We start from the raw sequence: 26,053 nt of genomic DNA, 5'->3' as shown, positions 1-26,053 counted from the left end.
GTCACCCTCAGAAGAGCGAACCTTGGCCGCCCGGCGCCTTGAGCTTGGCCGCGGGCTTCGCAACCGTCTTCGGCCGCATCGTGCCACTGATGGCGACTGCATCGGCGGTGCCGTCGGCGAACTCCAGTGAAAGCGCCATCCCCGACACAACTTCTGCCGCGTGCTTGACCACGGCGCCGTCCACATCCTTGACCAGCGCGAAGCCTCGCGCCAGCACGGCCTTGTGCGAGAGCGTCGCCAGCAGCCGGTCGGCCTGCGTCAGTTTTCCACGCAGGCGGTCCAGCCGTCTTGAAATCGCCTGGTCCTGCCGCCGTGTCAGTGCCAGCAGTGCATCGCCTTGCAGTTTCTGCCGTCTGGCGATGGGCGCCGGTGACAGTCTGGTCGCCGTGCGTGAAAGCCGCGCCCGACGCTCGCGCACGATGGCGAAGAAAGCCGCTTGCGCACGGGCGAGGTCGCGGCGGGTCAGCGTGCGGGCTTCGTTCATGCGCCGCGACAAGGTCGCCGGCGTCAGCCGCTGCCCCAGAAGCCTGGCTCGCTTGCGCTCGACGCTGACCGACAGCGCCCGGCCGAGCCGGCTCGTCGCCTCGTCGAAGCGCCGCCGCGGCAGCGCCAGCAACTGGTCGGGCGAGGGCAGCGCCCGGGCGGCCGCGCGTGCCGCCTGCCGCTTGCGTTCGAAATTGCGCGACAGTGCGGTCTTCAACCGCGCGCCAAGGCCGGCAAGCGTCGCTTCGAGGTCGACCTTGACCGGCACGGCGATCTCGGCGGCGCCTGTCGGCGTCGGCGCCCGCACATCCGCAGCCAGATCGATCAATGTCCAGTCGGTCTCGTGGCCGACCGCGGAAATCACCGGAATACCCGAAGCGGCGACGGCCCGGGCGAGCGCTTCGTCGTTGAAGCCCCACAGATCCTCCAGGCTGCCGCCGCCGCGTGCCACGATCAACAGATCGGGCCGCGCGATGGCGCCGTCCCATGGCAGTGCGTTGAAGCCGTTGACGGCAGCGGTCACTTCCGCACCCGCCGTCTCGCCCTGCACCCGCACCGGCCAGACCAGCACGTGCAGTGGAAACCGATCCTTGATGCGGTGGATGATGTCGCGGATGACGGCGCCTGTCGGCGAGGTGACGACGCCGATGACGCAGGGCATGAACGGCAGCCTGCGCTTGCGCGCCGCATCGAACAGGCCTTCGGCCTGCAGCCGGCGCTTGCGCTCGTCCAGCAGCGCCATCAGCGCACCGGCACCGGCCGGCTCGAGATTGTCGATAACGATCTGGTAGTTCGACTTTCCGGGATAGGTGGTGAGCCGGCCGGTGGCGATCACCTCCATGCCTTCCTCCGGACGGAATTTCAGCCGGCTCATTGTGGTCTTCCACACCACGGCGTCGAGCCGCGCGCGATCGTCCTTCAGGCAGAAATAGGCATGGCCGGAGGAATGCGGTCCGCGATAGCCGGAAATCTCGCCGCGCACCCGTACATTGCCGAAGAGGTCCTCGACCGTACGCTTCAGCGCGCCGGAAATCTCGCTCACCGTATATTCGGTAGCGTTGGTGCGTGATTCGGATGCTGCGTCGCTCATCGGCCGATTGGGGGACGATTGCTGGCCGGCGTCAAGGCGGCCGTGTTCGATGTCCGCCCCAATCGCGCGATCACCAGCCCGGCAGGATCTGGTTCGGCTTGGTCCGCTTCATCTTGGCGAAGGCGAGGGCGGCGAAGTCGAACGTGCCGGTCTCCTCGCCGAGTGGCACGGAAATATTGTCGAGGCTCTCCGAAATGTGGCGCGCAAGCGCGTCGACGATCTCCGGCCGCGAGGTCTGACCGCGCATGATGCCGATGCGGCAATCGGGCAGGGCGCCGAAACCATCGGCCTCGCCCAGCACCCGCATGCCGGGCCGCAGGGCGCATTCCGGCAGCACCGAGATCGCCAGGCCGGAAAGCACCGCGGCGGCGATGACGGTGGCAGAGAAGCTGGTGAACAGGATGCGATAGTCGCGGCTCTGCTGATCGAGCACGTCGGCGGCGGCCCGCCGCCAGATGCAGTTGGGCCGGCCGAAGGCCATCGGCAGGATCGGCTGCTCATGCGTCGCATGGTTGGCCGAGGTAACCCACAGCAGCGGTTCGCGCCGCACCACTTCCGACTGGCCGCGCGCGTCGTTGTGCGTCACCAGCGCCAGGTCGAGATTGCCTCGCTTGATGTGTTCGACCAGTCCCGGCGTCGGTTCGCAGATAACGGTCAGTTCGACATGCGGGTTGGAACGGGCAAACCGCGCCATGATCTCTGGCAAGAAGCGATCGGCATAATCGTCCGGCGTGCCGATGCGGATGGTGCCTTCGAGCCGGCGGTCGTCGAAGGCGGCCAGTGTTTCCTTGTTGAGATAGAGCAGCCGCCTTGCGTAGGAGAGCAGTCTGTCGCCTTCCTCGGTCAGCCTGTTGGTGCGGCCGTCTTTTTCGAACAGCGGCTTGCCGATCCGTTCCTCCAGCCGCCGCATCTGCATCGACACCGCAGACTGGGTCCGATGCACCGCTTCCGCCGCGCGGGTAAAGCTGCCGGTGTCGACAATCGAGATGAAGGTCTGCAACTGATCGAGATCGAGCGGCGCTTTCATTGGCCTAATCCATCATTGATGCTGATGCTAAAGATTAGAAACATTCGTTGGATTAATCAATCGCGCCATGGCAAATTCCGATTGTCCACATGAAGCGAATGCATGTCGCCCAAAAGTGGGCACCGGTTTTGGGGCGACGACATGCATCATCTTAGATGAATCGAAGCCGGAATGGCCGCTGTCGCCAGCGCCCGATCGACCGGTTTCGCCCGTTCGAATGTGAAGGAGACCGACATGGCTACGTTTGATTTCGCTACCGAGACCTCGCGCATCACCTCGCGTCCGGCCGTTGCGACGCGCGTGGCCAATGCCGCTGCCAATGTTTACCGCGCCTGGAAAAACCGCCGCGCCTTTTATCGCCTCGGCGAGATGTCGGATGCCGAGCTCGCCGACATCGGCCTGACCCGCGCCGACCTGCACGTCGCTGTCGGTGTACCCTTTGGCCGCGATCCGACAGAGAGGCTTCGCGTCATCGCGGTCGAGCGCGCCGAAACGATCGAGGATATTGCCCGCAAGGTCGTGTGATCGCGTGGGTTTCGCCGTTCGGGCGCGTTGAACCTTTTTGAGGCACGACGCCACCAAGTTACGCAGGCTCCCCACTCCCTGCCGGATCCCCCCGGCCAGCCTGCGCGCTGCCCGGTCCTCCCAGGACCGGGCTTTCTTTTTTGGGCGGCACTGATGATTGGTTGCCGGTATCTGGTCTAGCGCCGGCCCATGCCCTGCTTGAACTGGTCGAAGATCGACTCCATGCCTTTCTGGTAGTCGTCGCGCTGCTGGGCGCCTGTCTCGAACATCTTGCCGAACAGGTCGTCAAACGGATTTCTCGGCCTGCCGCTCGGATTGGCCTGCGGCTGCGGCGCCTGGGGTTGCTGCGGCGCCTGACGCGGCTGAGACTGCGGTGCGCCACCGCCGAACATGTCCTGCAGTACCTTGCCGAGCGGATTGTCACCATAAGGGTTCTGTGTTTGCTGGGGTTGGTTCTGCGGCTGCTGTGGCTGTGGTGCACCGCCGCCGAACATATCCTGCAGCACCTTGCCGAGCGGATTGTCACCATAAGGGTTCTGCGTCTGCTGCGGCCGGCTTTGCGGCTGCTGCCCGCCGCCGAACATGTCCTGCAGCACTTTGCCCAGCGGGTTGTCGCCGTAAGGGCTCTGCGTCTGTTGCGGCTGCTGTGCGCCGCCGAACATGTCCTGCAACACCTTGCCGAGCGGGTTATCCGTGGGGCCTGCAGGCTGAGGGGCCGGCACCTGGCCGCCGCCGCCCGCCTGCCGCATCATCTGCTCGATGAGCTCGCCAAGCGGATTACCGCCACCGCCTGCCGCATGCATCTGCCCGCCTAGCTGGTTGGTGGTCTGCTTGAACAGCCCGCCCATCATCATCGAGGCGATTGCCGGCAGCATCTGCTGCAACACCTGCTGGCTGACGCCGCTCGCCTGCGCGGCCTGGTTGGCGACGGCCCGCGACAGGTCCTTCGAGCCGAACAAATGGCCGAGAATGCCGTTGCCTTCATTGAGGCCCTGCGGCGAGAAGGCCCGGCTTGCATCGTCGAAATATTTGGCGTGCTGGCCGCTGGCCATCGCCGTCATGAAGGAGCCGAGCCCGTAAGGGTCCGCCGTGTTGCGCTTCAGCCCCTGCGAAAAGGCCGGCAGCAGCGCCGCGACCGCCGCCTGCGTCTGTTGCTGCGAAAGCCCGAACTGCTGGGCCAGCGCCTGCATGCCGTTGCCGTTCTGGGCCTGCGCCAGAATATCGAACAAGGAAGGCATTGATTTCTCCTCCGGGAAAATCCTCGTTGGAGAAGCCTAGTTCGTTTCCATCACCGATTGAAGCGAATTTGCCGGACCATCGGCCAAGCGGATAGCGAAGCGTTAATACGCGTATTCCATGAACACCGGCTCGATCGAGCCGCCCCAGCGTGTGTGGTAGGCCGAGAGCATCTCTTCGGCGCTGGTGGTGCCGCGCGCGACGACCTCGTCCAGCGTGTTGAGGAACGAGGTCTCGTCATAGCCGTCGCGGTTCTTGCGGCCGCGGTTCTTCAGTCCCATGCGCGAGATGACGAGCACGTCGCGGGCGATCTCGCGCAATGTCGTGTTGCGGAAGGGCGCCGAGATGCCCTGTTCCGGCACCGCGTTGCGCATTGCCAGCACTTCGTCGTAGCTCCAGCTCGAGGTCAGCGCCTCGGCCGCGTCGAGCGCAGCCGCATCGTAGAGCAGCCCGACCCAGAAGGCCGGCAGCGCGCAGATGCGCCGCCACGGCCCGCCATCGGCGCCGCGCATTTCGAGAAAGCGCTTCAGCCGCACGTCGGGAAACAGCGTTGACAGATGGTTCGCCCAGTCGCCCATCGTCGGCAGCCCGTCCGGCAGGTCGTTGCGGGCAGCACCCGCCATGAACTGGCGGAAGGTGATGTGCGTCATGTCATGGTACTGGGCGTCGCGGATGACGAAATACATCGGCACGTCGAGCGCCCATTCGACATAATCGGCAAAGCCGAAATCGGGCGAGAAGCAGAATTCGAGCAGGCCGGAGCGCTGATTGTCGGTGTCGCGCCAGATCTCGCCGCGCCAGCTCTGCAGGCCGTTCGGCCGGCTTTCGGTGAAGGGCGAGTTGGCAAACAGCGCCGTCGACAGCGGCTGCAGCTTCAGCGACACCTGCATCTTGCGGCGCATGTCGGCTTCGCTTTCGAAGTCGAGGTTCACCTGGATCGTGCAGGTCCGGTACATCATGTCGAGACCTTTGGTGCCGACCTTGGGCATGTAGCGGGTCATGATCTCGTAGCGCGATTTCGGCATCTTCGGCGTCTCGGCCAGTGACCATTTCGGGCTGCCGCCAAGGCCGAGAAAACGAATGCCCATCGGTTCGGCGATCTCGCGCACCTGCGCCAGATGCGCATTGCCTTCGCGGCAGGTCTGGTGGATCGTCTCCAGCGGCGCGCCGGACAGCTCGAACTGGCCGCCGGGCTCCAGCGAGATCGCGCCCTGGCCGGTCGGCTCGACCAGGCCGATGATGCGGCCGGCATCCATGATCGGGTCCCAGCCGAGTTTGTCCTGCATGCCTTCGAGGATGGCGCGGATGCCGCGCTCGCCGCCATAGGGCACCGGCGCATTGCCGTCGACATAGAACGGGAATTTCTCGTGCTCGGTGCCGATGCGCCATTTGTCGCGCGGCTTGTTGCCTTCGGCCAGATGCTCGACGAGTTCGTCGACGCTTTCTATCGGCCGGAAGTCGGTTGTATCGCGCGCCATAGGAGCCCTCCGCACATGACCCTGAAAATCGGCTTCGATTTTCGGAAGGGATCAGGTGCCCAATCAAATGCTACAGCGTCCTTTACGCGCCCGAAAGGACACGCGGCCACTGCCGGCGCTAGATGGACGAAATGTCAGTAGCCGATCAAGCGAAAAATCCTGAGCCAGCGGGTAATTGGAATTGATCACCAATCGCCGATTGTCGCCTGGATCAGCGCCAGTGCCGCCACCGCCGCCGTATCCGCTCGCAGGATGCGCGGCCCGAGCGGAATCGCGGTAACGAAAGGCAGCGCTCTCAGCATCTTGCGTTCCTCGTCGGAAAAGCCGCCCTCCGGTCCGACCAGCAGACCGAGCTTTCTCTCCCGCACCACCTGCAATGCCGGCAGGGGATTGTTGGTCGATGCATCCTCGTCGCAGAAGATCAGCCGCCGCTCCCGGTCCCAGCCTGCCAGCAGGCGTTCGAATTTTTCCGCTTCGCGCAGCTCCGGCACCGCCAATATGCCGCATTGCTCGGCCGCCTCGACGACATTGGCGCGCAGGCGCTCGATGCCGGGTTTTGCCACTTGTGTATGCTGGGTGATGACCGGCTGCAGGATGCCGGCGCCCATCTCCACCGCCTTTTGCACGAGGTAGTCGAGCCGCCCTTGCTTCAGTGGCGCGAAGCAATAGACGAGATCGGGCAACGGCGGCTGCGGCCGCTGCAATGCCAGCAACTTCAGGCGCAACGCCTTCTTCGACTTCGCCGCGATCGCCGCCGACCATTCGCCGTCGCGCCCGTTGAAGACCAGAATTTCGGCGCCTTCGCCGAGCCGCAGCACGTGCGAGAGATAATGGCTCTGCTGCGGGCCGACGTCGAACTCGATGTCCGGTCCAAGCCCGTCCGGCACGAACAGCCGCTGCATCTTGTAATTGGCGCGCATCGCCGAGGAATGCGGCAACGTCACCCTCGGCGTCAAGCCTCGGCGGAAGGATGCCAGACAGGCTCGTAGCCTTCCTGCAGCACCGAAACAGTTGTCGCTGGCGTGACCAGGCGGATTGGACTGTCGGTAAAACCGCCGAACCCCACCGGTTCGCCATAACCGCCGAAACTCCAGGGCAGCGCGGCGCCGTCAAACAGGACGTACGCCCTGTTTCCTGACGAGATCATCGTGCCGTCCGGCAAGTCCGCAAGCGCTTCCGGTTCCAGTCTCGTCGCCCGCCCGCCCGATGCCAGCCGCTCCTTGTGCAGGCGCTTGTCGAGCTGCGGCGCACGTGGCTCGGCAATGCCGAAGGCGTCGCCGAAACGCCGGACAAAATCCCTGGCCCGCTCGCGCCGGCAGAAGAAGCAGGGACGGTGGCCGGCGGCAAGCGCCGTCACCTCGTCGAGGAAAAACAGCTCGGTCCAGCCGGCCTTGCCGCCAGCCCGGTTGCGCCCCATCGGCTCGCGCCGCACGTTGCCGAATTCGCAGACGCAGATGATCCAGGCTTGCAGCGCCCAGCGCTTCTTCAACAGCGTTCTCGTCTCGGGGTCGTGAATGATGCCGCGATTGCCCATGAACAGGCCGCGCTCCGGCACGGCATGGATGGTGCCGAACGGGTCGATCCGGTTTTGCAGTGGCATAGGCGTTCCCTGTTGGCTGCAATGCTGGCGCCATGATATCGCTCGTTGCATCAATTTCATGTCAGCAGGTTTCGATGCGGGTCTTGGTTGTCCAGAACTTCGACAATGAGGGCCTTGGCCAGATCGGCGCGGCGCTTGTCGAGGCGGGTGCCGCTATCGACCTGCGCCGTCCCTACCGCGGCGACGCGCTGCCACAAGATAGCGGCGGGCATGACGCCATGGTGGTGCTCGGCGCCGCGCAGAATGCGCTGGACGACGAGCTCTGTCCTTATTTTCCGGGCCTGCTCGACCTGACGCGCGACTTTGCCGAGAGGGATCGCGCGGTGCTTGGTATCTGCCTCGGCAGCCAGTTGGTCGCGCGCGCCTTTGGCGGCGAGAACCAGATCGGCGGCGCATCGGAGTTCGGCTGGCACGAAGTCGCGCTCACCGCGGCGGCGCAGGCCGATCCGGTGCTCGCTGCCTTGCCTGAAAAATTCCCGATCTTCGAATGGCACGACGACACCTTTGTCTTGCCCGAGACTGCCGTGCGGCTGGCCGGCAACGCCGTCGCCGAGAACCAGGCGTTCCGCATCGGCCGCGCCGTCTACGGCTTCCAGTTTCATTTCGAGGCCGACCGGCCGATGGTTCGCGACTGGAGCACGTCCTTCGCACCGCTGATCGCCGAACGCCATCCGGATTGGGCCGTCCGGCTCGACGACGAAATGGCCCGCAACGGACCGCAAGCCGATGCCGCCGGCCTGGCCATCGCCCGCGCCTGGGTGGCGACGATCTGACGGCCCATATAGTCAACGTATTTGGCGACGTTGCATATTTGGCACGCGGCGGCAAATCCGCCGGGGATAATGCGTTTCATCCTTGGCCTGTGTCTGTCCGCCAGCCTAAAAGGCGCGCGCTCTGCATCTTGCGTGCAACCGCGATGAACCTTTCCTGTGACCCGCGCGACACACCGCCGATACAGAACATGCCTAGAAGCGCGAAACCGTCCGACATTTGCGACGTATTTTGCGTTTCAACGCATTGGTAACCCGCTCGTGCATAGATGCAGGAAGCTCAACAAGAGATGACGTCCGTGAAAGCAGCCTTTTTGTCCTTTGTCATGTTGTCGGCTATCGTCTTGTGCGGCCTCGGCATTTATTCCGCCGACGCGGCCAACGACCACAATGCCGTTGACGGCTACGGCGTCACCGCCGCGCTTCGCTAGCCTCTCTGCTCATAATCCGACGCGTTTCCTACGCCCGCTCACCCGTCACTGTCAGGACATGCTTGTCCGCGCCGTCCACCACGAGCGCGGTGAGGTGTCCCGACTGCCAGGCGAGGGTGTCGACATTGACGCGGTTGCCGGTGATTTCGGCCTTGGGCACCGGCGTATGACCGTGCACCACGATCTTCGGATGAAGGCCGGTGTGATCGTGGAAGACCTCGCGGATCCAGATCAGGTCCTGCCGGCTCTGGCTTTCCAGCGCAACGCCGGGCCGGATGCCGGCATGGCAGAAGAAGAAGTCGCCGAACGTCACTGAGAAGGGCAGCGAGCGCAGGAACTCGACATGGTTCTGCGGCACCGCCTCGACCAGTGCGGCGTGCCCTTGCCGCAGTGCCGCATCGGCGCGGCCAAACCAGGCGCTGCTCCCACCGAGCGAGACACCATACGATAGCGCAGTCTGGATGCCGCCATAGCGCATGAACAGCCCGTCCGGATCGGGGACATCGAGAAAATCGAGAAAGCCGAGATCATGATTTCCGGCGAGCATCAGGTGACGCGGATCGCGTCTTTGCGCGTCGATCAGGAAATCGATGACGCCCCTGGAGTCCGGGCCGCGATCGACATAGTCGCCGAGATGGATCACGCGCCAATCGGCCGACAGCCTTTGACCGAGCTCCGCCTCGATCCGCCGGTGCATGGCGGTCAGCAAATCGAGCCGGCCGTGCACATCGCCGATCGCATAGAGGCGCATGCCTTGCGGTCCGCGCGCCTCGTAGAAACTGATGCCGGGCTCCGTCAATGCCTGCGTCGCCTCCATCATCATGCCGTCACGGGACTTTAGCGCCGAAGCTGATCCTTGCCCATGTCGGTGACCAGACGCTTTCCGCACAGAGCCAGCGTTATGTCCATCTCCTTGCGGATGATTTCCAGCGCCTTGGTAACGCCTTCCTTGCCGAGTGCGCCGAGGCCGTACAGGAAAGGCCGGCCGATATAGGTGCCCTTGGCGCCGAGGCACAGTGCCTTGAGCACGTCTTGGCCGGAGCGGATGCCGCCGTCCATATGCACCTCGATCGTGTCGCCGACGGCGTCGGCGATCTCTTCCAGCGCCATGATCGACGACGAGGCGCCGTCGAGCTGGCGGCCGCCATGGTTGGAAACGATGATCGCGTCGGCGCCCGTTCTGGCCGCCATCAGCGCATCTTCCCTGTCGAGTATGCCTTTCAGGATCAGCTTGCCGCCCCAGCGCTCCTTGATCCAGGCGACGTCCTTCCACGACAGATGTGGATCGAACTGCTCCTTCGTCCACGACGACAGCGAGGCGAGGTCGCCGACGCCCTTGGCATGGCCGACGATGTTGCGGAAGCTCCGGCGCTTGGTCCCGGCCATGCCGACGCACCAGCGTGGCCTGGTCGCCATCTGCCAGATGTGCTTCGGCGTCATCCGCGGCGGTGCCGAAAGCCCGTTGCGGATATCCTTGTGGCGCTGACCGAGGATCTGCAGGTCGAGCGTCAGCACCAGCGCCGAACATTTCGCCGCTTTTGCGCGATCGATCAAATCGAAGACGAAGTCCTTGTCGCGTAGCACATAGAGCTGGAACCAGAACGGCTTCCTGGTCACCGACGCGACATCCTCGATCGAGCAGATGCTCATTGTCGACAGCGTGAACGGCACACCGAATTCTTCCGCCGCCTGGGCCGCCAGCATCTCGCCGTCCGGATGCTGCATGCCGGTCATGCCGGTCGGCGCCAGCGCCACGGGCATCGTCACCTTCTCGCCGATCATGGTCGATTCCAGCGAGCGGTTGTCCATGTCGACAAGCACGCGCTGGCGGAACTTGATCTTCTGGAAATCCTCTTCGTTGGCGCGGTAGGTGCTTTCGGTCCAGGCGCCGGAATCGGCATAGTCGAAGAACATCTTCGGCACGCGGCGGCGCGCCAGGTCCTTGAGGTCGGCGATGGTGAGAATGCTGCTCATGGATCTTTTTTCCGCTGGTTCTTCGCTGGTTCGTCGTTGAATTTTCTGGGCGGTGCCTACGGCTGTTTTCTTGCCGGCTCGCCGCCACCGGGCTCGGAGCGCTGCCTGAGCCTCAGCCGCGACACGCGCTGCCAGTCGCCGCTGCGCTCGGCCTCGGCCATCGATCGTTCGACGTAGGAGATGTGGTCCATCGCCGCCTGCCGCGCCGCAGCCGGATCGCCGCCCTTGACCGCGGTGTAGATCGCCCGGTGCTGCGAAAGCAGCGCCTCGCGCGCGCCCGGCACGTTGAACACCAGCCGCCGGTTCTGGAACACGCCTTCCGACAGCAGCCGATAACAGGAGCGCAGCGTGTGCAGCAGGATGATGTTGTGCGCGCATTCGCAGATCGCGTGATGGAACTCGACGTCGATTTCCGCCTCGTCGTCGAAATTGCCGGTCCGGTGCGCCTCGTCCATACGTGCCATGATGCGGTCGAGCAGCGCCAGATCGTCCGATGTGGCACGCCGCGCCGCATATTCGGCCGCCACCGCCTCGATCTCCCGGCGGTACTCCAGATAGTCGGTCACCGCCTTGCGATGCATCGAGATCAGGTCGGTCACCGGCTTGGTGAACAGCTGGCCGATGACATCGGCGACATGGGTGCCGCCGCCTGGCCGTGTCGTCAACAGCCCGCGCCCTTCCAAGGCTTTCAAGGCATCGCGCAGGATCGGCCGCGACACCTCGAACTGGCGCGCCAGTTCGCGCTCGCCCGGCAGCCGGTCGCCGGTGCGCAGGACGCCTTCGAGGATCAGGCTCTCGATCTGCTGCACCACCTCGTCGGCGGTGCGCGAATGCTCGATCCGGGAGAAAATGTCGCTCAAACGGGATGCCTGGGGGTTGAACCGATGTCGCGCAAGATAAAGCCGGCGTCGCCAACTGGTCAAATTATTTATCCAATTCGCCGGGGGCCGGGTCCGTTTCACAGCCGCGGCGCCATATCATCTTCAGCTAAATTGGGCGTTTGCGTCCCCTGACGATTGCCTCTAGAGGGACATCATTGCCAAAGGGCTCACAGAAGCCCGGGGGACCAGCCGTGCCAGACGCCGACCCTTCCAACCTCGAATTCCAGCTGCGCGCCAAAGCCGTGGGCGGCACCGTCATGGGCTTTCCGGCGCATGAAGGTCGGCCGGGCGCGCTCGGCGAGGTCCACGCCCGGCCGCAGCCGCTGGTCGAAAAGCCGCGCGTGCTGGTGCAGCTTTCCTTCATGACCGAAGCTGGATCCGGGATCGATCAGGCCGTGCTTTCCGAATTGTCGCGACGCCTCGGCATCGCCGCGCCCGACCCTCACGCCCGCCACCACGCGATGAAATGGGGCAAGGGCTCGCTGCGCTGGGAACGCCACACGGAATTCTCGACCTATCTCTGGGAAGGCCCGCTCGCCGAAAACGGCAGGGGGCAAGAAGACACACCCTTCGGCAACGGGTTTTCGCCGCCGGGCACGGTGATTTCCGGCATCAGGCTGGAGATCCGCAAATGGACGCCGGCGAACGAAAAACTGATCGCCGGCTTCGACCCGACCAGCCTGTGCTATTCGCTGGTCGAGCGCGGCAACGCGGCCATCGTCACCGATTTCCGTCAGGATGGCGACGGCTTGACCCGCATGCTGGTGCTCGACCGCGGCCTGACCCCGGCGCGCACCGGGGCACTGTCGCAGCGGCTGATCGACATCGAGACCTACCGCACGCTGGCCATGCTTGGGCTGCCGCTGGCCCTGACGCTGTCCGGTCGCGCCCGCCGCATCGAAGACAGGCTGGCCCAGACCACGTTGGAAATGAAGGTCGCCGAGACCCGCGACAGCCAGACGCTGCTTGCCGACTTGACCGAACTGGCCGCCGAGCTGGAGGCCGATGCCGCCTCCAGCCTCTACCGCTTCGGCGCCAGCCGCGCCTATGACGGCATCGTGCGCGAACGGCTGGAGGCGCTCGACGAAGAAGCGGTGCCCGGCTACGACACCTGGGGCGGTTTTCTGCAGCGCCGCGTGGCGCCGGCGATGCGTACCTGCCGTTCGGTCGAGGAGCGTCAGGCCAACCTGTCGACGAAGCTCACCCGTGCCACCACACTGCTGCGCACCTGGGTCGACGTCGAGGTCGAGAAGCAGAATCGCGATCTTTTGGCATCGATGAACAATCGCGCCCGCCTGCAATTGCGGCTGCAGCAGACGGTGGAGGGGCTCTCGGTCGCCGCGGTTTCCTACTATGTCGTCGGCCTCATCGGCTACGTCGCCAAGGGCGCCTCGATCTTCGGCCATGCCTTCGCGCCGGAAATGGTCACCGCCGCCTCGGTGCCGCTCGCGGTCGTGCTCGTCTGGTGGGGCGTGCGCCGCGTCCGCCGCATGCACTCCGAACCAGGCAAGCAGCCGGGCGAGTAGTGTGGGGCGCAGCGGCAGATTGCCGCTGCGGAAGGCTGTCTCGGCCATAGGCCTCTCATCCCGGCCAAAGCGGCATTTGCAAGCGACCACCGTCGCTGGTAAAAGATTTTTACCAGTCGATCGAAGGAGGCTGTCGATGTCCGGCCTTGCCATGCCGAAACCAGACGACGCCACGATGCGCCGGCGCGACGAGATCGTCGCCGATATGCGCATCATGGTGCCGGGCGAGGGCGTCGTCGACGCCGCCAATGCCATGCGCGCCTTCGAGAGCGACGGGCTCACCGCATACCGGCAATTGCCGCTCGTCGTTGTACTGCCGCAAACCGTGGCCCAGGTCTCGCGGGTGCTGAAATATTGCAGCGACCGCAACATCCGCGTCGTGCCGCGCGGCTCCGGCACCTCGCTCTCCGGCGGTGCGCTGCCGCTCGAAGACGCGGTGCTGCTGGTGATGAGCCGCTTCAACCGCATCCTCGAGATCGATTTTCAGAACCGCGTCGTCGTCGCCCAGCCCGGCGTCACCAATCTCGGCATCACCACCGCCGTCGAGCAGGAGGGCTTCTATTACGCCCCCGATCCATCCTCCCAGATCGCCTGCTCGATCGGCGGCAATGTCGCGGAAAATTCCGGCGGCGTGCACTGCCTGAAATACGGTCTCACCGCCAACAATGTGCTCGGCATCGAGATGGTGCTGATGAATGGCGAGGTGGTGCGCCTCGGCGGCAGCCATCTCGACGCAGAAGGCTACGACCTGCTCGGCGTCATGACCGGCTCCGAAGGACTGCTCGGCGTCGTAACCGAGGTCACCGTACGCATCCTGAAGAAGCCGGAGACGGCGCGTGCCCTGCTGATCGGTTTCCCGACCAGCGAGCAGGCCGGCCAATGCGTTGCCGACATCATCGGCGCCGGCATCATTCCGGGCGGCATGGAGATGATGGACCGTCCGGCCATCCACGCCGCCGAGGATTTCGTCCAGGCCGGCTATCCGCTCGATGTCGAGGCGCTGCTGATCGTCGAGCTGGACGGGCCGGGTGTCGAGGTCGACCATCTGATCGGCCTGGTCGAAGCCATTGCTTTTAGGAACGGCTCGACCACATGCCGCACGTCGCAGTCGGAACAGGAGCGGCTGAGCTTCTGGGCCGGCCGCAAGGCGGCGTTCCCGGCGGTCGGCCGCATCTCGCCCGACTACTACTGCATGGACGGCACCATCCCGCGCAAGGAACTGCCGCGCGTGCTCGCCGGCATGCGCGAACTGTCGCAGAAATACGGGCTCGGCGTCGCCAATGTCTTCCACGCCGGCGACGGCAATCTGCACCCGCTCATCCTCTATGACGCCAACGTGCCGGGCGAACTCGACAAGGCGGAGAGTTTCGGCGCTGACATATTGCGGCTCTGCGTCAAGGTCGGTGGCGTGCTGACCGGAGAGCACGGGGTCGGCATCGAGAAGCGCGACCTGATGCCGGAAATGTTCAACCAGATCGACCTCGACCAGCAGATGCGCGTCAAATGCGCCTTCGACCCCAACCATCTTTTGAATCCCGGCAAGGTCTTCCCGCAATTGAGGCGATGCGCCGAGCTCGGGCGGATGCACGTGCATCGCGGGAAAGTGGCGTTTCCGGACATTCCGAGGTTTTGAGCGCGTATGTTAGCGCTTGAACACCCCCCTCTGTCCTGCCGGACTTCTCCCCCTCAAGGGGGGAGATTGGCAGCTTCGGCGCCTCGCCCTCCCGTTAACACTGGAGATTGGCGAAGCCCGACGCAGCATCCGATCTCCCCCCTTGAGGGGGAGATGTCCGGCAAGACAGAGGGGGGCGCGAAGGAACACGACGTTCCCGCATTTGCAAATGCCGCGTCCGTCCCATGACCACCTTCACCCCGTCAACAGCCGCGGAAACCCTATCCACCGTCGCTTGGGCAGCCGCCGAAGACTCGCCGCTCGAAATCCTCGGCCACGGCTCCAAGCGCGGTATCGGCCGGCCGCAGCAGAGCGAGCATACGCTCGACCTTTCCAAACTCTCCGGCGTCATGCTTTACGAGCCGGCCGAACTGGTGCTGTCGGCAAAAGCCGGCACGCCGCTGGCCGAAATCGAAAGCCTGCTTGCCGAAAACGGCCAGCAACTTGCCTTCGAACCGATGGATTACGGCCCGCTGCTCGGCGGTGAGCCAGCGCGAGGCACGATCGGCGGCGCACTCGCCGCGAACCTTTCCGGCCCGCGCCGGCTGAAGGTGGGTGCTGCGCGCGACCATATCCTTGGCATAGCGGCCGTTTCCGGGCGCGGCGAGGCCTTCAAGTCCGGCGGCCGCGTCGTCAAGAACGTCACCGGCTATGATCTGTCCAAGCTGATGGCCAACAGCTGGGGCACGCTGGCGGTGCTCACCGACGTCACCTTCAAGGTGCTGCCTGCTGCCGAGACCGAAGTCACGCTTGCCATCCGCGGCCTGCTCGACGATCACGCCGCCGCCGCCATGGCGCTGGCGCTGGGTTCCAGCGCCGAAGTGTCGAGCGCTGCCCACCTTCCCGAACGGGTCGCAGCCAGGGTCGCCGGCGGCAGTCTCGGCAGCGATGCCGCGACGCTGCTGCGCATCGAGGGCTTCGGCCCGTCGGTCGCTTACCGCATTGCCGCGCTGAAAGACCTGCTGAAAAACGCTGGGCCGCTGCAGGAGATTTCCGGTTCGGTCTCGTACTCGGTCTGGCGCAATGTCCGCGACTGCGCGCCGTTCGCCGATGGCAGCGAAAGGCCGGTGTGGCGCGTCTCGATGGCGCCGTCGCGGGGCCACCAGATGGTGCTGGCGCTGCGCATGCAGGCCCCGGTCGATGCCTTCTATGATTGGCAGGGCGGGCTGATCTGGCTGCGCATGCAGCAGGACGATCCCGAGGCAGGCCTGTTGCGCAGCCTGATCAGAAAACACGGCGGCGGCCATGCGACGCTGGTGCGCGCAACCCCTTCGCACCGCGCCGCCGTACCGGTGTTCGAACCGCAAGCGCCGCAACTGGCAGCACTGTCGGCGCGGCTGAAGGCCGAATTCGACCCGAAGAATATCCTCAATCCCGGCCGTATGGTGCCGGGCGCAAGCTCTGCTACTCTCGCGCCGGCAACCGAGGGAGGAGCACAATGAGCGATCCAGGCCAAAACGGTACGTCACGCCAGACCGACCGCTGGCTGGAGCCCGGCCCGACCAACGCGCTGGTCATCTACATCCTCTATCTCGCCGGCCTGGCCATCGGCGTCAGCGGCATTGTCGGCATCGTCCTGGCCTATATCAATCGCGGCAAGGCCGGCGGCTTCGTCGAAGGCCACTACACATTCCTGATCCGCACCTTCTGGATCGGCCTGCTCTATGCACTGATCTCGGCGCTGCTGATGATCGTGGTCATCGGTGTCGTGCTGATGGTTGCCGTTGCCGTCTGGTTCATCGCCCGCTGCATTCTCGGCCTGCAGGCGCTGCAGCGCGGCGAGGCGGTCAAGAACCCGGAAAGCTGGTTTCTGGGATTATGAGCATGATCCCCAAAACTGGGTACCGGTTTTGGGAAAAGATCATGCTCAAACGGTAGGGATTCGTTTACGTGCAGACCAATTTCTCAGCTGCCCAGCTCGCCGATCCGCATGTCGCGGAATCGGAGAAGATCCTGCGCAAATGTGTGCATTGCGGCTTCTGCACCGCCACCTGCCCGACCTATGTGACGCTCGGCAACGAACTGGATTCGCCGCGCGGCCGGATTTATCTGATCAAGGACATGCTGGAAAACGGACGGCCGGCCGACAAGCAGATCGTCACCCATATCGACCGCTGCCTGTCCTGCCTCGCCTGCATGACCACCTGCCCGTCGGGCGTCAACTACATGCATCTGGTCGACCACGCCCGCGTCCATATCGAGCAAACCTACAAGCGTCCGCTGGCCGATCGCCTGACACGCGCCATGCTGGCCTTCGTGCTGCCCTACCCCTCGCGTTTCCGCGCGGCGCTCAAGCTGGCGAAGCTCGGCCAGCCATTCGCCGGCCTGTTTGAGAAAATCCAGGCATTGAAGCCTTTGGGCGCGATGTTGAAGCTGGCCCCGGCGTCGGTCCCGGCAGTCTCGCCGATGGCCTCGCCGGGCGTCCATGCCGGGCAGGGCGCGAAGAAAAATGGCCGTGTCGCCATCCTCACCGGCTGCGCGCAATCCGTGCTCGATCCCGGCATCAACGACACGACGATTTCGCTGCTGACCCGGCTTGGCGTTGAGGTCGTGGTGGCCGCGGGCGAGGGCTGCTGCGGCGCGCTGGTGCATCATATGGGGCGCGAGGACGCTGCCTTGGCGTCGGCCCGACGGAACGTCGACGCCTGGACGCGCGCCATCGAGCAGGGCGGACTCGACGCCATCGTCATCACCGCATCCGGGTGCGGCACCACCATCAAGGATTACGGCTTCATGCTGCGCCTCGATCCGGCCTATGCCGACAAGGCTGCGCGGGTCTCGGCGCTGGCCAGGGACATCACCGAATATCTGGCAAGCCTCGACCTGCCCGAGCCGGTCCGCAAGCCGGGCACCATCGTCGCCTATCACTCAGCCTGCTCGATGCAGCACGGCCAGAAGATCACCCGCCAGCCGAAGGAGCTTCTGGTCCGTGCCGGCTTCGTCGTGCGCGAGCCGCGCGAAGGGCATCTTTGCTGCGGTTCGGCCGGCACCTACAACATCCTGCAGCCCGAGATTTCGGCGACGTTGCGCGACCGCAAGCTCAGGAATATCGAGGCGACCGGTGCTGAAATCGTCGCCACCGGCAATATCGGCTGCATCACCCAGATCGCTTCCGCCGCCAAGCTGCCGGTGGTGCATACGATAAAGCTGCTGGACTGGGCCTATGGCGGCGAGCCGCCAAAATTGGTTTGATTGCTGCGCACCCGCCGATGAGACTGCCGAGATGCCCAACCCAAAGTCAGAAGAGATTGGAACCGTCGTTCGGCTGCTGTCGGACAGATCGCCGGCGACGTTCCAGGCCAGCTATGGCGAATGCCAGACAATCATCGCTCGTCATCTCAAGGATGGGTCCGAATTCCTGTTTGCGCTCATAAGGGCAGCGGTACAAGCCGACGTCCAGCAAGACAATCTGATTATCGACGCCGTTTCGTTTCTCGACGACGCGCATTTGGCTCGTCTGGCATTTTTCCTGCAAGAGGAAGTGAAACGCGGAATAGACGTGGAGGATCTGCTGGCTCACGTCGCCTTGCAGGCGCCGGAATTGTTTCCAGACAGTACCTTGGGCGACATTCCCGATTTCGCAGACTGGCTGACGCATGATGATCCTCGTTCGTCCCCGGCATGTCATCATTTCAGCTTTGAGGAAGGCGCTCCGAGCGACATGTCTTTTCCGACGCATCGCAATCATCCTACCTGGCATCTGCCGGCGACTGGCAGGCCACTTACGGTCGGCGGCGAAGGATCGGCAGTGTGCCCGACCTGTCGAGAGCGACTGATACATCTGATTACGCTGGACGATCTTGGGAATGAGCTGACGATGCCTCTTCCCAGACTCCGTATCGAGACCTGTGCGAATTCTCTCGAACCGACCTATTATTCCCACGACGCTGCCGGTGTGCCGACGCCGATCGCGCCTCTGCATTCGCCCTACATTGAGAGGCTTGCAAAGGCCGCCGAGAAAAGAACTGTTCGGTTGGCACCGACCCCTGAACGGTGGCTCAGGCAGTCGTACGGGATAAGCAATTCAAGGCAAAACCTGTTTCGGCTTGGTGGGCTGCCGTCATGGATTCAGGGACCGCAGTTTCCAGTCGTTCCCGGAACGGACCGGGAAATGAAATTTCTTCTTCAGTTCGATTCACTCGCCGGTTTCTTCTGGGGCAGCGGCGGCGTGCTCTACGTCTTCTGGGATGACGAGTCCCGGATCACCTGCCATGTGCCGCAATACACGTGACGAAGGCGCCTACTCCGCCGCCAGCCGGTCTGCCGTGCCGTAGGTTGCCTGATAGCGGGCACGCTGCCGGCTGAGGGCCACCATCGTGTTGCGCAGCAGGATCGCCACCGTGATCGGGCCGACGCCGCCCGGCACCGGCGTGATCCACGACGCGACATGCCTGACGCTCTCGGCATCGACGTCGCCGACGATGCGGCTCTCGCCGTCCGGCCCGATTTCCGAATTGATGCCGATATCGATGACGGCGGCGCCCGGCTTGACCATGTCGGCCTTGATCAGCCGCGGTTTGCCGACCGCGACGAACAGTGCGTCGGCGCGGCGTGCGTGTGCCGCCACCGAACGCGTCATGTGGTGACAGACGGTCACCGTCGCGCCTTCGCTCATCAAGAGGAACGCGATCGGCTTGCCGACGATCTCGGAATGGCCGACGACCACCACCTCGAGCCCCTTGAGGTCGAGGCCGGTTTCCCTGAGCAGTTCGACCGAAGCGGCGGCGGTGCAGGGCGCCAGGTCGAGCTGGTTGTAGACGATGTTGCCGATCGAGGCCGGATGCATGCCCTCGACATCCTTGAGCGGATGCACCGCCGCCTGCAGCGTCTTGATCGGAATGTGCACCGGCACCGGCCGCTGGATGATGATGCCGGTGACGCGCGGGTCGGCGTTAAGCCCGTGGATTGCCGCTTCCAGCTCGCCGGCGGTGATGTCGGCGCGAAAGCGCCTTTCCTCGAAGCCGATGCCGGCCAACCCGGCCTTGGCGCGCTGGTTGCGGACATAGACATCGACCGCGGCGGTATCGCCGACGGTGACCGACACCAGCTTGGGCGGAAAGCCTTCGGCGGTGGCGATCGCCGCGTCCTCGCGCACGCCGGCGATGATGCGTTGAGCAACCGGGCCGCCTCTGAGATAGCGGCTGTCGTCGGAAAGGGACATCGGGATGGGGCCTTTATCTGGATTTTAGCCGCCACATAGCAAAGCAACCGCGAAAAGGCAGCGCGAAAAGCGAACCGCCATGCCGGTCGCGCGACGTGCCGGCAAAATCTTCCCGTCAATTCCTGCTGGCGGAAACAAAAAGGGCAGCACGGCTTGCCGCGCTGCCCTTTCGTGACTGGCCGCATCCCCACACGGCCCGTCCCCCGTTATTCAATGCTCCCGAGGCTTCTGAGCAGAATCATCGATGAGGTCAACCGCAGATTACATGACTACAACCGTCGTGCCAACATTGACCCGCTCGTAAAGGTCGACCACGTCCTCGTTGCGCATGCGGATGCAGCCCGACGACACCGCGCCGCCGATCGTCCAGGGCTGATTGGTGCCGTGGATACGGTACTCAGTCGAGCCGAGATAGAGCGCGCGTGCGCCGAGCGGGTTTTCCATGCCGCCGGCGAGATAGGTCGGCAGATAACGGCCCTTGGCGGCTTCGCGGGCGATCATCACCGCCGGCGGCCGCCAATCCGGCCAGACGCGCTTGTTGGTGATCTTGTGGGTGCCGGACCATTCGAAGCCCGGCTTGCCGGTGCCGACGCCATAACGCCGCGCCTTACCGTTCTTCCCGACCAGATAGAGGAAATTCTCTCGCGTATCGATGACGATCGTGCCCGGCTTCTGCGGGCCGTCATAGGCGACTTCCTGCGGCAGATAGATCGGGTCGATCTGCGGCCGCATCACCATGCGCTTGGCCGGCGCCTGCACCGCTGCGGTGCGCAGCTGATCGGGTTCGGCCAGCCGCCGGTAGCGCCGTTGCGGCTGCGCCTCTTGCCGGCTCTGCCGCACGATGCCCGGGGCATGGCCGAGCTGCAGCACCCAGGGTGCCGAAAGATCCGGGCTGACCACCACCGGCGGCCTCTCCGCATAGCGGTCGTTGGCATTGGCGGCGCCGGCAGCAAGTACGGCCGCGGCGCCGAACAGTGGGAACAAGAATGTCTTCATCGCAACGCACCTTGATCGTCGAACATGCCGGGGTGCAAAGCCTCCCCGATTTCGCCGACATTGGGCGCGAAGCGGCAACCGAAACATGAATCGGAATGTGTAAAATGCCGATCTGTCAGTAAAGCTTTTGGTGTGGTTACCGCCCGGTTCAGGAATCTGGTAAAGCCGCGGTAAAGGCCGCGTCAAAACGCGTTAACGCCAAGACACGAACGGAATTCCGCCATGGATGAAAAGACAGGTCTGCTTGCCGGTCCCGACGGCATCGCCCGCTGCTTCTGGCACGGCAACCTGCCGGATTATCTGCACTACCACGACCACGAATGGGGCCGGCCGGTCGCCGACGACCGCCGCCTGTTCGAGAAGATCTGCCTCGAAGGTTTTCAGTCGGGCCTGTCCTGGCTGACCATATTGCGCAAGCGCGACAATTTCCGCGAGGCGTTTGCCGGCTTCGATGTCGACAAGATCGCCGCCTTCACCGACGCCGATGTCGATCGCCTGCTCGGCAATGCCGGCATCATCCGCCATCGCGGCAAGATCGTCTCGACCATCAACAACGCCAAGCGCGCCCGCGAACTCATCGACGAGGCCGGCTCGCTGGCCGCCTGGTTCTGGAAGTTCGAGCCCGGCCCGCACGAGCGGCCCGAGATCGTCGACCTCGCGCATTTGCGCGCCAATCCGACGACGGCCGTCTCGGTCCGCATTTCGAAAGAGCTGAAGAAGCGCGGCTGGAGCTTTGTCGGCCCGACCACCGTCTACGCCTTCATGCAGGCGATGGGGCTGGTCAACGACCATCTCGAGGGCTGCGTCTGCCGCGAGCCGGTCGAGGCGGAACGGAAAGCGTTCAAGCGGCCGAAATAGCGGCTCAGGCGCCGCCGGCGCCGGCCAGGAAAAACCCGGCAAGGATGGCCGCCAGCGCGGCGAACACCGGATAGATCACCAGCAGTCCGGTCATCAGCACGTCGCGCATGGTCGGTCCACTGCGCTGTTGCGCCGCGACCTCGAACGGTCCGGCGATTTGCTTCGTATTCGGGGCATAACCATCGGCCGGCCGCAGCCGGACCGAGGCGTCGCGTGCCCGGCTATCGATGATGTCGAACTTCTGTAGCGTGGCCATGGCCCCGAACCCCTTGTTTCGGCGCGCTTATCGGCCCGGATTGTGTCGGCACGATGCCGCGCGCATGGCACAATTGTTTTATTTGTGACGCGGTTTGTTTCGATCGCCCTGCCTGATGGCTTTGCGCTGCCCCTCATTGCCCTGCCGGGCATTTCTCCCCGTATAGTGACGGGGAGAAAGGACGCCTCCGCCGGTGGTTTCGCCAATCACAGCGTTGCACAAGTAGCGCCGAGGCTGCGACAACTCCCCTTCTCCCCGTCACTATACGGGGAGAAGGTGCCGGCAGGCGGATGAGGGGCGGCGCGACATTTGCGAACCAACTGGTCCCGCGACATCGCGGAAAAGCCGCAAACCCTTGCCTTCTCCGGGCTGCATCGGTAGGACACGCCGACCCGAAATAAGTCACCGTTTACATAGCAAAGTACCCATCCCATGGCCGACAAATCCGAAAAGATGAAAGCGCGGCTGCCGCGCGGCTTTGTCGACCGCGGCGCCGACGATCTGCGCACCGTCGAGAAGATGATGGCGACGATCCGCTCGGTCTTTGAGCTCTACGGTTTCGAGCCGGTCGACCAGCCGCTGATCGAATACACCGATGCGCTCGGCAAGTTCCTGCCCGACCAGGACCGGCCGAACGAGGGCGTGTTCTCGTTCCAGGACGACGACGATCAATGGCTGTCGCTGCGCTACGACCTGACCGCGCCGATGGCGCGCTTTGTCGCCGAGAATTTCGAGCGCCTGCCGAAACCCTATCGCAGCTATCGCTCCGGCTGGGTGTTCCGCAACGAGAAGCCCGGTCCCGGCCGCTTCCGCCAGTTCATGCAGTTCGACGCCGACACGGTAGGCACGCCGGGTGTCGCGGCCGATGCCGAGATGGCGATGATGATGGCCGACGTGATGGAGGCGCTCGGCATCAAGCGCGGCGACTACGTCGTCCGCGTCAACAATCGCAAGGTGCTCGACGGCGTGCTCGAGGCGATCGGCCTCGGCGGCGACGAGAACGCTGGCCGCCGGCTGCAGGTGCTGCGGGCGATCGACAAGCTGGACAAGCTGGGCGTCGAGGGCGTGCGCCTGCTTTTGGGCGCCGGGCGCAAGGACGAGAGCGGTGATTTTACCAAGGGCGCCGGGCTGGGTAACGCGCAAATCGATGTTGTGATCAGCTATTTCACGGTCATGGCGCAGCATGATCCCGAACAAATTGTCCAGACACTGGGATCTATCACCCCGGGGCTCAGCAATCTTGTCGAGGAAAGGAAACTCGAACATCTCGGCATAACGAATGCCTCGTTTGTCGAGGGTCTTGCAGAGCTGGAGCAGATAAGAACCATGGTCGCACAAAGCGGCTACGGTGAGGATCGCATTCGCATCGACCCATCCGTCGTCCGTGGCCTCGAATATTACACCGGCCCGGTCTACGAGGCCGAGCTGCTGGCCGAGATCCCCAACGAGGACGGCCAGATCGTGCGCTTCGGCTCGGTTGGCGGCGGCGGACGTTATGACGGCCTCGTCTCGCGCTTCCGTAGCGAGCCGGTGCCGGCGACCGGTTTTTCCATCGGCGTCTCGCGCCTTATGACGGCGCTGAAGAACCTCGGCAAGCTCGACACTTCCGATGTCATCGCGCCGGTCGTCGTGCTGACCATGGACAAGGATACGGAAAGCCTCGGCCGCTACCAGAAGATGGTGGCCGAGCTGCGCGCCGCCGGCATCCGCTCGGAAATGTATCTCGGCGGCGCCGGCATGAAGGCGCAGCTGAAATATGCCGACCGCCGCGGTAGCCCGGTCGCCGTCATCCAGGGCGGCGACGAGCGCGCCAAGGGCGAGGTGCAGATCAAGGACCTGATCGAAGGCGCGAAGATGTCGGCCGACATCGCCGACAACGCCGAATGGCGCGCCGCGCGACCGGCGCAGGTGACCGTGGCGGAAGGCGATCTGGTCGCCGAGGTGAAGAAGATACTGGCGGCGCAGGCCGAGGAGCGGGCGCGTGGCAAGTAGGGCGCCGCTTCCTTCTCCCCTTGTGGGAGAAGGTGGCCGAGCGAAGCTCGGTCGGATGAGGGGTGTTCCAGGGAACGCCGACGCCTCATTTCTTCCGGCACCCCTCATCCGTCTTGGCGCTTCGCGCCAATCCACCTTCTCCCACAGGGGGAGAAGGGAAGGGCGCCTGCCGTGACCTCGCGCCCCGCCATCGCATCCGACATCACCAGCCTCTTCGCCGCGCGAAATACGCATGCGGTCGAAGTCGCGGTGCTGCAGCCGGCCGACCCGTTCCTCGACATGGCCGGCGAGGATTTGCGGCGCCGCATCTTTCTCACCGAGAGCGAGACCGGACAGACGCTTTGCCTGCGGCCGGAATTCACCATTCCGGTCTGCCTCGACCACATCGCCAGCCAGGCCGGCACGCCGCGCCGCTATTCCTATCTCGGCGAGGTGTTTCGCCAGCGCCGCGAGGGCGGCAACGAGTTCTTCCAGGCCGGCATCGAGGATCTCGGCGACCGCGACACGGCGGCCGCCGACGCCCGTTCGCTGGCCGATGCGCATGCGCTGCTGTCGCTGGTCCTGCCCGGCCGGGAACTGGCGGTGACGCTCGGCGACCAGACCATCTTCGAGGCGGTGCTGGCAGCACTTGGCCTGCCGCGCGGCTGGCGCATGCGGCTGGCCCGCGCCTTCGGCTCGGCGCCGATGCTTGAGGCCGCCCTTGCCGATCTGGCCAATCCACCGCGCAACAGCCAGCTTGCCGGCGCGGTCGCCGCGCTTGTCCTTGATGGCGATCTCGATGGTCTTTCGGCGCATGTCGCCGGCGGCATGGAAGAGGCTGGCCTGTCGGCAACGGCCGGGCGTTCGCCGTCCGAGATTGCGCGGCGCCTGATCGAGAAGGCCGAACTGCGCAGCGTGCGGCTGTCGAACGAGGCATTCGCGGCGCTAGAGAGTTTCCTGGCAATCGACGTGCCGCTCGACAGCGCCGCCGGAGCGCTCCAACGTTTTGCAGCCGATGCCGGGCTTTCACTGGGGGCTGCGCTGGAGAATTTCGCAGCCCGCGCCGCGGCCATCGAAAGCCTCGGCCTGCCGATGTCTGAAATCAGCTACGACGCCGCCTTCGGCCGGCCGCTCGATTACTACACCGGCCTGGTCTTCGAGATCGCGGCGCAGGATGGCGACCGGCCGCTCGCCGGTGGCGGCCGCTACGACCGGCTGCTGACGCTGCTCGGCGCCAAAACGCCGATCCCCGGCGTCGGTTTTTCCGTCTGGCTCGACCGCATCGAGGCGCTGCGGGAGACGGCGCCATGATCACGCTGGCGATCCCGTCGAAAGGCCGGCTCAAGGAGCAGGCGCTGGAGGTGCTGGCCAAGGCCGGGCTTGCCGTCAGCCTGCCCGGCGACGAGCGCAAATATCGCGCCCGCATCGACGGCCTTGACGGCGTCGAGATAGCATTCCTGTCTGCCTCGGAGATATCAGGCGAAATCGGCCAGGGGTCGGTCGATCTCGGCATCACCGGCGAGGACCTTTTGCGCGAAAACCTCGCCGATTGCGAGACGCGCGCCGAAATCATCGCCCGCCTCGGTTTCGGCAATGCCGATGTCGTCGTCGCCGTGCCCGACATCTGGCTCGATGTCGACACCATGGCCGACCTCGACGACGTCGCCGCCGATTTCCGCCAGCGCCACGGCCGCCGGCTCAGGATCGCCACCAAATACTGGCGCCTGACCCAGCAGTTCTTTTCGCAAAAGCACGGCATCCAGGTCTACCGCATTGTCGAAAGCCTTGGCGCCACCGAAGGCGCGCCGGCGGCCGGATTGGCCGATATCGTCGTCGACATCACCACGTCAGGCGCGACGCTGCGCGCCAACCATCTCAAGGTGCTGGCCGACGGCGTCATCCTGCGCTCGCAGGCCTGCCTCGTGGCGTCGAGGAAGATGCGTTCGGCGACGGACGAGGCCGTGTTGCGCGATATTGCGGGCAGGATGGCATCGGTGAACGCAGGCTGACGACCAGCCGATCTCCCCCCTGTTTGGACCGGAGACATCGCGAACAGGTGTGCGAGGACATCGCGAACAGTGCTCCATGCTATCTCTCGACGAGGTTGAGGTCGATGGT

The 26,053-nt window shown here is 64.6% G+C and carries 25 protein-coding genes; 13 read left to right on the top strand and 12 right to left on the bottom strand.

The annotated features are described in order from the left end of the window. Nucleotides 1–7: 7 nt before the first annotated feature. Together xseA and NKJ15_RS29840 are read right to left on the bottom strand one after the other, a co-directional pair. Complete coding sequence (gene xseA, locus NKJ15_RS29845; RefSeq protein ID WP_352541773.1) at nt 8–1,573, bottom strand: exodeoxyribonuclease VII large subunit; 1,566 nt, start codon at nt 1,571–1,573, stop codon at nt 8–10. Nucleotides 1,574–1,643: 70 nt separating this feature from the next. After that, nucleotides 1,644–2,600: a LysR substrate-binding domain-containing protein gene (locus NKJ15_RS29840; RefSeq protein ID WP_023680469.1), complete on the bottom strand. Its 957-nt coding sequence runs from the start codon at nt 2,598–2,600 to the stop codon at nt 1,644–1,646. A 234-nt stretch (nt 2,601–2,834) separates the two neighbouring features. Here NKJ15_RS29840 and NKJ15_RS29835 point away from each other — a divergent pair, with 234 nt between their 5' ends. Further along, nucleotides 2,835–3,125, top strand: coding sequence for a DUF1127 domain-containing protein (locus NKJ15_RS29835; protein ID WP_352616701.1), 291 nt, complete (start codon nt 2,835–2,837; stop codon nt 3,123–3,125). Nucleotides 3,126–3,301: 176 nt separating this feature from the next. Here the strand turns inward: NKJ15_RS29835 and NKJ15_RS29830 are convergent, their stop codons facing one another. The 4 genes from NKJ15_RS29830 to NKJ15_RS29815 form a co-directional block, all read right to left on the bottom strand. Further along, the gene (locus tag NKJ15_RS29830) at nt 3,302–4,363 is read right to left on the bottom strand and encodes a DUF937 domain-containing protein (RefSeq protein ID WP_352616703.1); all 1,062 of its coding nucleotides are present in this window, start codon (nt 4,361–4,363) and stop codon (nt 3,302–3,304) included. A gap of 102 nt (nt 4,364–4,465) precedes the next feature. Further along, nucleotides 4,466–5,839: a glutamate--cysteine ligase gene (locus NKJ15_RS29825; RefSeq protein WP_352773963.1), complete on the bottom strand. Its 1,374-nt coding sequence runs from the start codon at nt 5,837–5,839 to the stop codon at nt 4,466–4,468. 185 nt (nt 5,840–6,024) lie between these two features. Further along, nucleotides 6,025–6,759, bottom strand: a complete 735-nt coding sequence (locus NKJ15_RS29820; protein ID WP_352472734.1) for a 16S rRNA (uracil(1498)-N(3))-methyltransferase — start codon at nt 6,757–6,759, stop codon at nt 6,025–6,027. 32 nt (nt 6,760–6,791) lie between these two features. Further along, nucleotides 6,792–7,439: a hypothetical protein gene (locus NKJ15_RS29815; protein ID WP_352616707.1), complete on the bottom strand. Its 648-nt coding sequence runs from the start codon at nt 7,437–7,439 to the stop codon at nt 6,792–6,794. Nucleotides 7,440–7,513: 74 nt separating this feature from the next. On the opposite strand from NKJ15_RS29815, the gene NKJ15_RS29810 reads away from it, so the two are divergent. Then, the gene (locus tag NKJ15_RS29810) at nt 7,514–8,212 is read left to right on the top strand and encodes a type 1 glutamine amidotransferase (RefSeq protein ID WP_352819352.1); all 699 of its coding nucleotides are present in this window, start codon (nt 7,514–7,516) and stop codon (nt 8,210–8,212) included. 287 nt (nt 8,213–8,499) lie between these two features. Beyond that, nucleotides 8,500–8,640, top strand: a complete 141-nt coding sequence (locus NKJ15_RS29805) for a hypothetical protein (RefSeq protein WP_292664785.1) — start codon at nt 8,500–8,502, stop codon at nt 8,638–8,640. Nucleotides 8,641–8,668: 28 nt separating this feature from the next. Here NKJ15_RS29805 and NKJ15_RS29800 read toward each other — a convergent pair whose 3' ends face one another. Genes NKJ15_RS29800 through NKJ15_RS29790 form a run of 3 tightly spaced genes read right to left on the bottom strand, consistent with a single transcriptional unit; the run spans nt 8,669 to nt 11,474 of the window. Then, a complete protein-coding gene (locus tag NKJ15_RS29800; RefSeq protein ID WP_352616719.1) occupies nt 8,669–9,439 on the bottom strand; it encodes a metallophosphoesterase in 771 nt (256 codons plus the stop codon). Nucleotides 9,440–9,477: 38 nt separating this feature from the next. After that, nucleotides 9,478–10,614 (bottom strand): alpha-hydroxy acid oxidase, encoded by a 1,137-nt coding sequence (locus NKJ15_RS29795; protein ID WP_352773966.1) that lies wholly within the window; start codon nt 10,612–10,614, stop codon nt 9,478–9,480. A 56-nt stretch (nt 10,615–10,670) separates the two neighbouring features. Then, the gene (locus NKJ15_RS29790) at nt 10,671–11,474 is read right to left on the bottom strand and encodes a FadR/GntR family transcriptional regulator (protein ID WP_352541779.1); all 804 of its coding nucleotides are present in this window, start codon (nt 11,472–11,474) and stop codon (nt 10,671–10,673) included. A 212-nt stretch (nt 11,475–11,686) separates the two neighbouring features. On the opposite strand from NKJ15_RS29790, the gene NKJ15_RS29785 reads away from it, so the two are divergent. The 6 genes from NKJ15_RS29785 to NKJ15_RS29760 all read left to right on the top strand — a co-directional run bounded on the left by NKJ15_RS29785 (nt 11,687) and on the right by NKJ15_RS29760 (nt 18,924). Next, a complete protein-coding gene (locus tag NKJ15_RS29785) occupies nt 11,687–13,021 on the top strand; it encodes a DUF3422 family protein (RefSeq protein WP_352472690.1) in 1,335 nt (444 codons plus the stop codon). Between the two features lie 136 nt (nt 13,022–13,157). Then, on the top strand, nt 13,158–14,654 hold the full coding sequence (locus NKJ15_RS29780; RefSeq protein WP_352472689.1) for an FAD-linked oxidase C-terminal domain-containing protein: 1,497 nt from the start codon (nt 13,158–13,160) through the stop codon (nt 14,652–14,654). A 224-nt stretch (nt 14,655–14,878) separates the two neighbouring features. Beyond that, nucleotides 14,879–16,135 (top strand): FAD-binding protein, encoded by a 1,257-nt coding sequence (locus NKJ15_RS29775; RefSeq protein WP_352819350.1) that lies wholly within the window; start codon nt 14,879–14,881, stop codon nt 16,133–16,135. After that, nucleotides 16,132–16,515: a DUF4870 family protein gene (locus tag NKJ15_RS29770; protein WP_352472687.1), complete on the top strand. Its 384-nt coding sequence runs from the start codon at nt 16,132–16,134 to the stop codon at nt 16,513–16,515. The genes NKJ15_RS29775 and NKJ15_RS29770 overlap by 4 nt, the downstream gene beginning before the upstream one ends. A gap of 68 nt (nt 16,516–16,583) precedes the next feature. After that, complete coding sequence (glcF, locus tag NKJ15_RS29765; protein WP_352472686.1) at nt 16,584–17,885, top strand: glycolate oxidase subunit GlcF; 1,302 nt, start codon at nt 16,584–16,586, stop codon at nt 17,883–17,885. Beyond that, nucleotides 17,857–18,924 (top strand): hypothetical protein, encoded by a 1,068-nt coding sequence (locus NKJ15_RS29760; RefSeq protein ID WP_352618475.1) that lies wholly within the window; start codon nt 17,857–17,859, stop codon nt 18,922–18,924. Before glcF ends, NKJ15_RS29760 begins: the two co-directional genes overlap by 29 nt. A gap of 9 nt (nt 18,925–18,933) precedes the next feature. Here the strand turns inward: NKJ15_RS29760 and NKJ15_RS29755 are convergent, their stop codons facing one another. Continuing rightward, on the bottom strand, nt 18,934–19,854 hold the full coding sequence (locus NKJ15_RS29755; RefSeq protein WP_352618472.1) for a bifunctional 5,10-methylenetetrahydrofolate dehydrogenase/5,10-methenyltetrahydrofolate cyclohydrolase: 921 nt from the start codon (nt 19,852–19,854) through the stop codon (nt 18,934–18,936). A 261-nt stretch (nt 19,855–20,115) separates the two neighbouring features. After that, nucleotides 20,116–20,850 carry a L,D-transpeptidase gene (locus NKJ15_RS29750; RefSeq protein ID WP_352472683.1) on the bottom strand — a complete coding sequence of 245 codons (735 nt, stop codon included), beginning with the start codon at nt 20,848–20,850 and terminating at the stop codon, nt 20,116–20,118. A 222-nt stretch (nt 20,851–21,072) separates the two neighbouring features. On the opposite strand from NKJ15_RS29750, the gene NKJ15_RS29745 reads away from it, so the two are divergent. Beyond that, nucleotides 21,073–21,708, top strand: a complete 636-nt coding sequence (locus NKJ15_RS29745; protein ID WP_352472682.1) for a DNA-3-methyladenine glycosylase I — start codon at nt 21,073–21,075, stop codon at nt 21,706–21,708. 4 nt (nt 21,709–21,712) lie between these two features. On the opposite strand, the gene NKJ15_RS29740 is transcribed toward NKJ15_RS29745, so the two are convergent. Continuing rightward, nucleotides 21,713–21,964: a hypothetical protein gene (locus NKJ15_RS29740; protein WP_352472681.1), complete on the bottom strand. Its 252-nt coding sequence runs from the start codon at nt 21,962–21,964 to the stop codon at nt 21,713–21,715. 432 nt (nt 21,965–22,396) lie between these two features. On the opposite strand from NKJ15_RS29740, the gene hisS reads away from it, so the two are divergent. The 3 genes from hisS (at nt 22,397) to hisG (ending at nt 25,944) form a co-directional block, all read left to right on the top strand. Continuing rightward, the gene (hisS, locus tag NKJ15_RS29735) at nt 22,397–23,956 is read left to right on the top strand and encodes a histidine--tRNA ligase (protein ID WP_352819347.1); all 1,560 of its coding nucleotides are present in this window, start codon (nt 22,397–22,399) and stop codon (nt 23,954–23,956) included. Nucleotides 23,957–24,127: 171 nt separating this feature from the next. Further along, a complete protein-coding gene (locus tag NKJ15_RS29730; protein WP_352472679.1) occupies nt 24,128–25,246 on the top strand; it encodes an ATP phosphoribosyltransferase regulatory subunit in 1,119 nt (372 codons plus the stop codon). Further along, nucleotides 25,243–25,944, top strand: a complete 702-nt coding sequence (gene hisG, locus NKJ15_RS29725) for an ATP phosphoribosyltransferase (protein ID WP_352618466.1) — start codon at nt 25,243–25,245, stop codon at nt 25,942–25,944. Before NKJ15_RS29730 ends, hisG begins: the two co-directional genes overlap by 4 nt. Nucleotides 25,945–26,053: the final 109 nt, after the last annotated feature.

This window comes from Mesorhizobium sp. M0207 (assembly GCF_040321995.1).
In the GTDB taxonomy this organism is placed as follows: domain Bacteria; phylum Pseudomonadota; class Alphaproteobacteria; order Rhizobiales; family Rhizobiaceae; genus Mesorhizobium.
This window is presented reverse-complemented; position numbering and strand designations above follow the sequence as displayed.

Coding starts and splice junctions, on each gene's coding strand:
- NKJ15_RS29750 (WP_352472683.1), bottom strand. CDS start 20,850: ATGAAGACATTCTTGTTCCCACTGTTCGGCGCCGCGGCCGTACTTGCT.
- NKJ15_RS29840 (WP_023680469.1), bottom strand. CDS start 2,600: ATGAAAGCGCCGCTCGATCTCGATCAGTTGCAGACCTTCATCTCGATT.
- hisG (WP_352618466.1), top strand. CDS start 25,243: ATGATCACGCTGGCGATCCCGTCGAAAGGCCGGCTCAAGGAGCAGGCG.
- NKJ15_RS29740 (WP_352472681.1), bottom strand. CDS start 21,964: ATGGCCACGCTACAGAAGTTCGACATCATCGATAGCCGGGCACGCGAC.
- NKJ15_RS29805 (WP_292664785.1), top strand. CDS start 8,500: ATGACGTCCGTGAAAGCAGCCTTTTTGTCCTTTGTCATGTTGTCGGCT.
- NKJ15_RS29760 (WP_352618475.1), top strand. CDS start 17,857: ATGGCGGCGAGCCGCCAAAATTGGTTTGATTGCTGCGCACCCGCCGAT.
- NKJ15_RS29825 (WP_352773963.1), bottom strand. CDS start 5,839: ATGGCGCGCGATACAACCGACTTCCGGCCGATAGAAAGCGTCGACGAA.
- NKJ15_RS29820 (WP_352472734.1), bottom strand. CDS start 6,759: ATGCGCGCCAATTACAAGATGCAGCGGCTGTTCGTGCCGGACGGGCTT.
- NKJ15_RS29835 (WP_352616701.1), top strand. CDS start 2,835: ATGGCTACGTTTGATTTCGCTACCGAGACCTCGCGCATCACCTCGCGT.
- NKJ15_RS29795 (WP_352773966.1), bottom strand. CDS start 10,614: ATGAGCAGCATTCTCACCATCGCCGACCTCAAGGACCTGGCGCGCCGC.
- xseA (WP_352541773.1), bottom strand. CDS start 1,573: ATGAGCGACGCAGCATCCGAATCACGCACCAACGCTACCGAATATACG.
- NKJ15_RS29770 (WP_352472687.1), top strand. CDS start 16,132: ATGAGCGATCCAGGCCAAAACGGTACGTCACGCCAGACCGACCGCTGG.
- NKJ15_RS29830 (WP_352616703.1), bottom strand. CDS start 4,363: ATGCCTTCCTTGTTCGATATTCTGGCGCAGGCCCAGAACGGCAACGGC.
- NKJ15_RS29775 (WP_352819350.1), top strand. CDS start 14,879: ATGACCACCTTCACCCCGTCAACAGCCGCGGAAACCCTATCCACCGTC.
- NKJ15_RS29745 (WP_352472682.1), top strand. CDS start 21,073: ATGGATGAAAAGACAGGTCTGCTTGCCGGTCCCGACGGCATCGCCCGC.
- NKJ15_RS29780 (WP_352472689.1), top strand. CDS start 13,158: ATGTCCGGCCTTGCCATGCCGAAACCAGACGACGCCACGATGCGCCGG.
- hisS (WP_352819347.1), top strand. CDS start 22,397: ATGGCCGACAAATCCGAAAAGATGAAAGCGCGGCTGCCGCGCGGCTTT.
- NKJ15_RS29815 (WP_352616707.1), bottom strand. CDS start 7,439: ATGCCACTGCAAAACCGGATCGACCCGTTCGGCACCATCCATGCCGTG.
- NKJ15_RS29755 (WP_352618472.1), bottom strand. CDS start 19,854: ATGTCCCTTTCCGACGACAGCCGCTATCTCAGAGGCGGCCCGGTTGCT.
- NKJ15_RS29810 (WP_352819352.1), top strand. CDS start 7,514: ATGCGGGTCTTGGTTGTCCAGAACTTCGACAATGAGGGCCTTGGCCAG.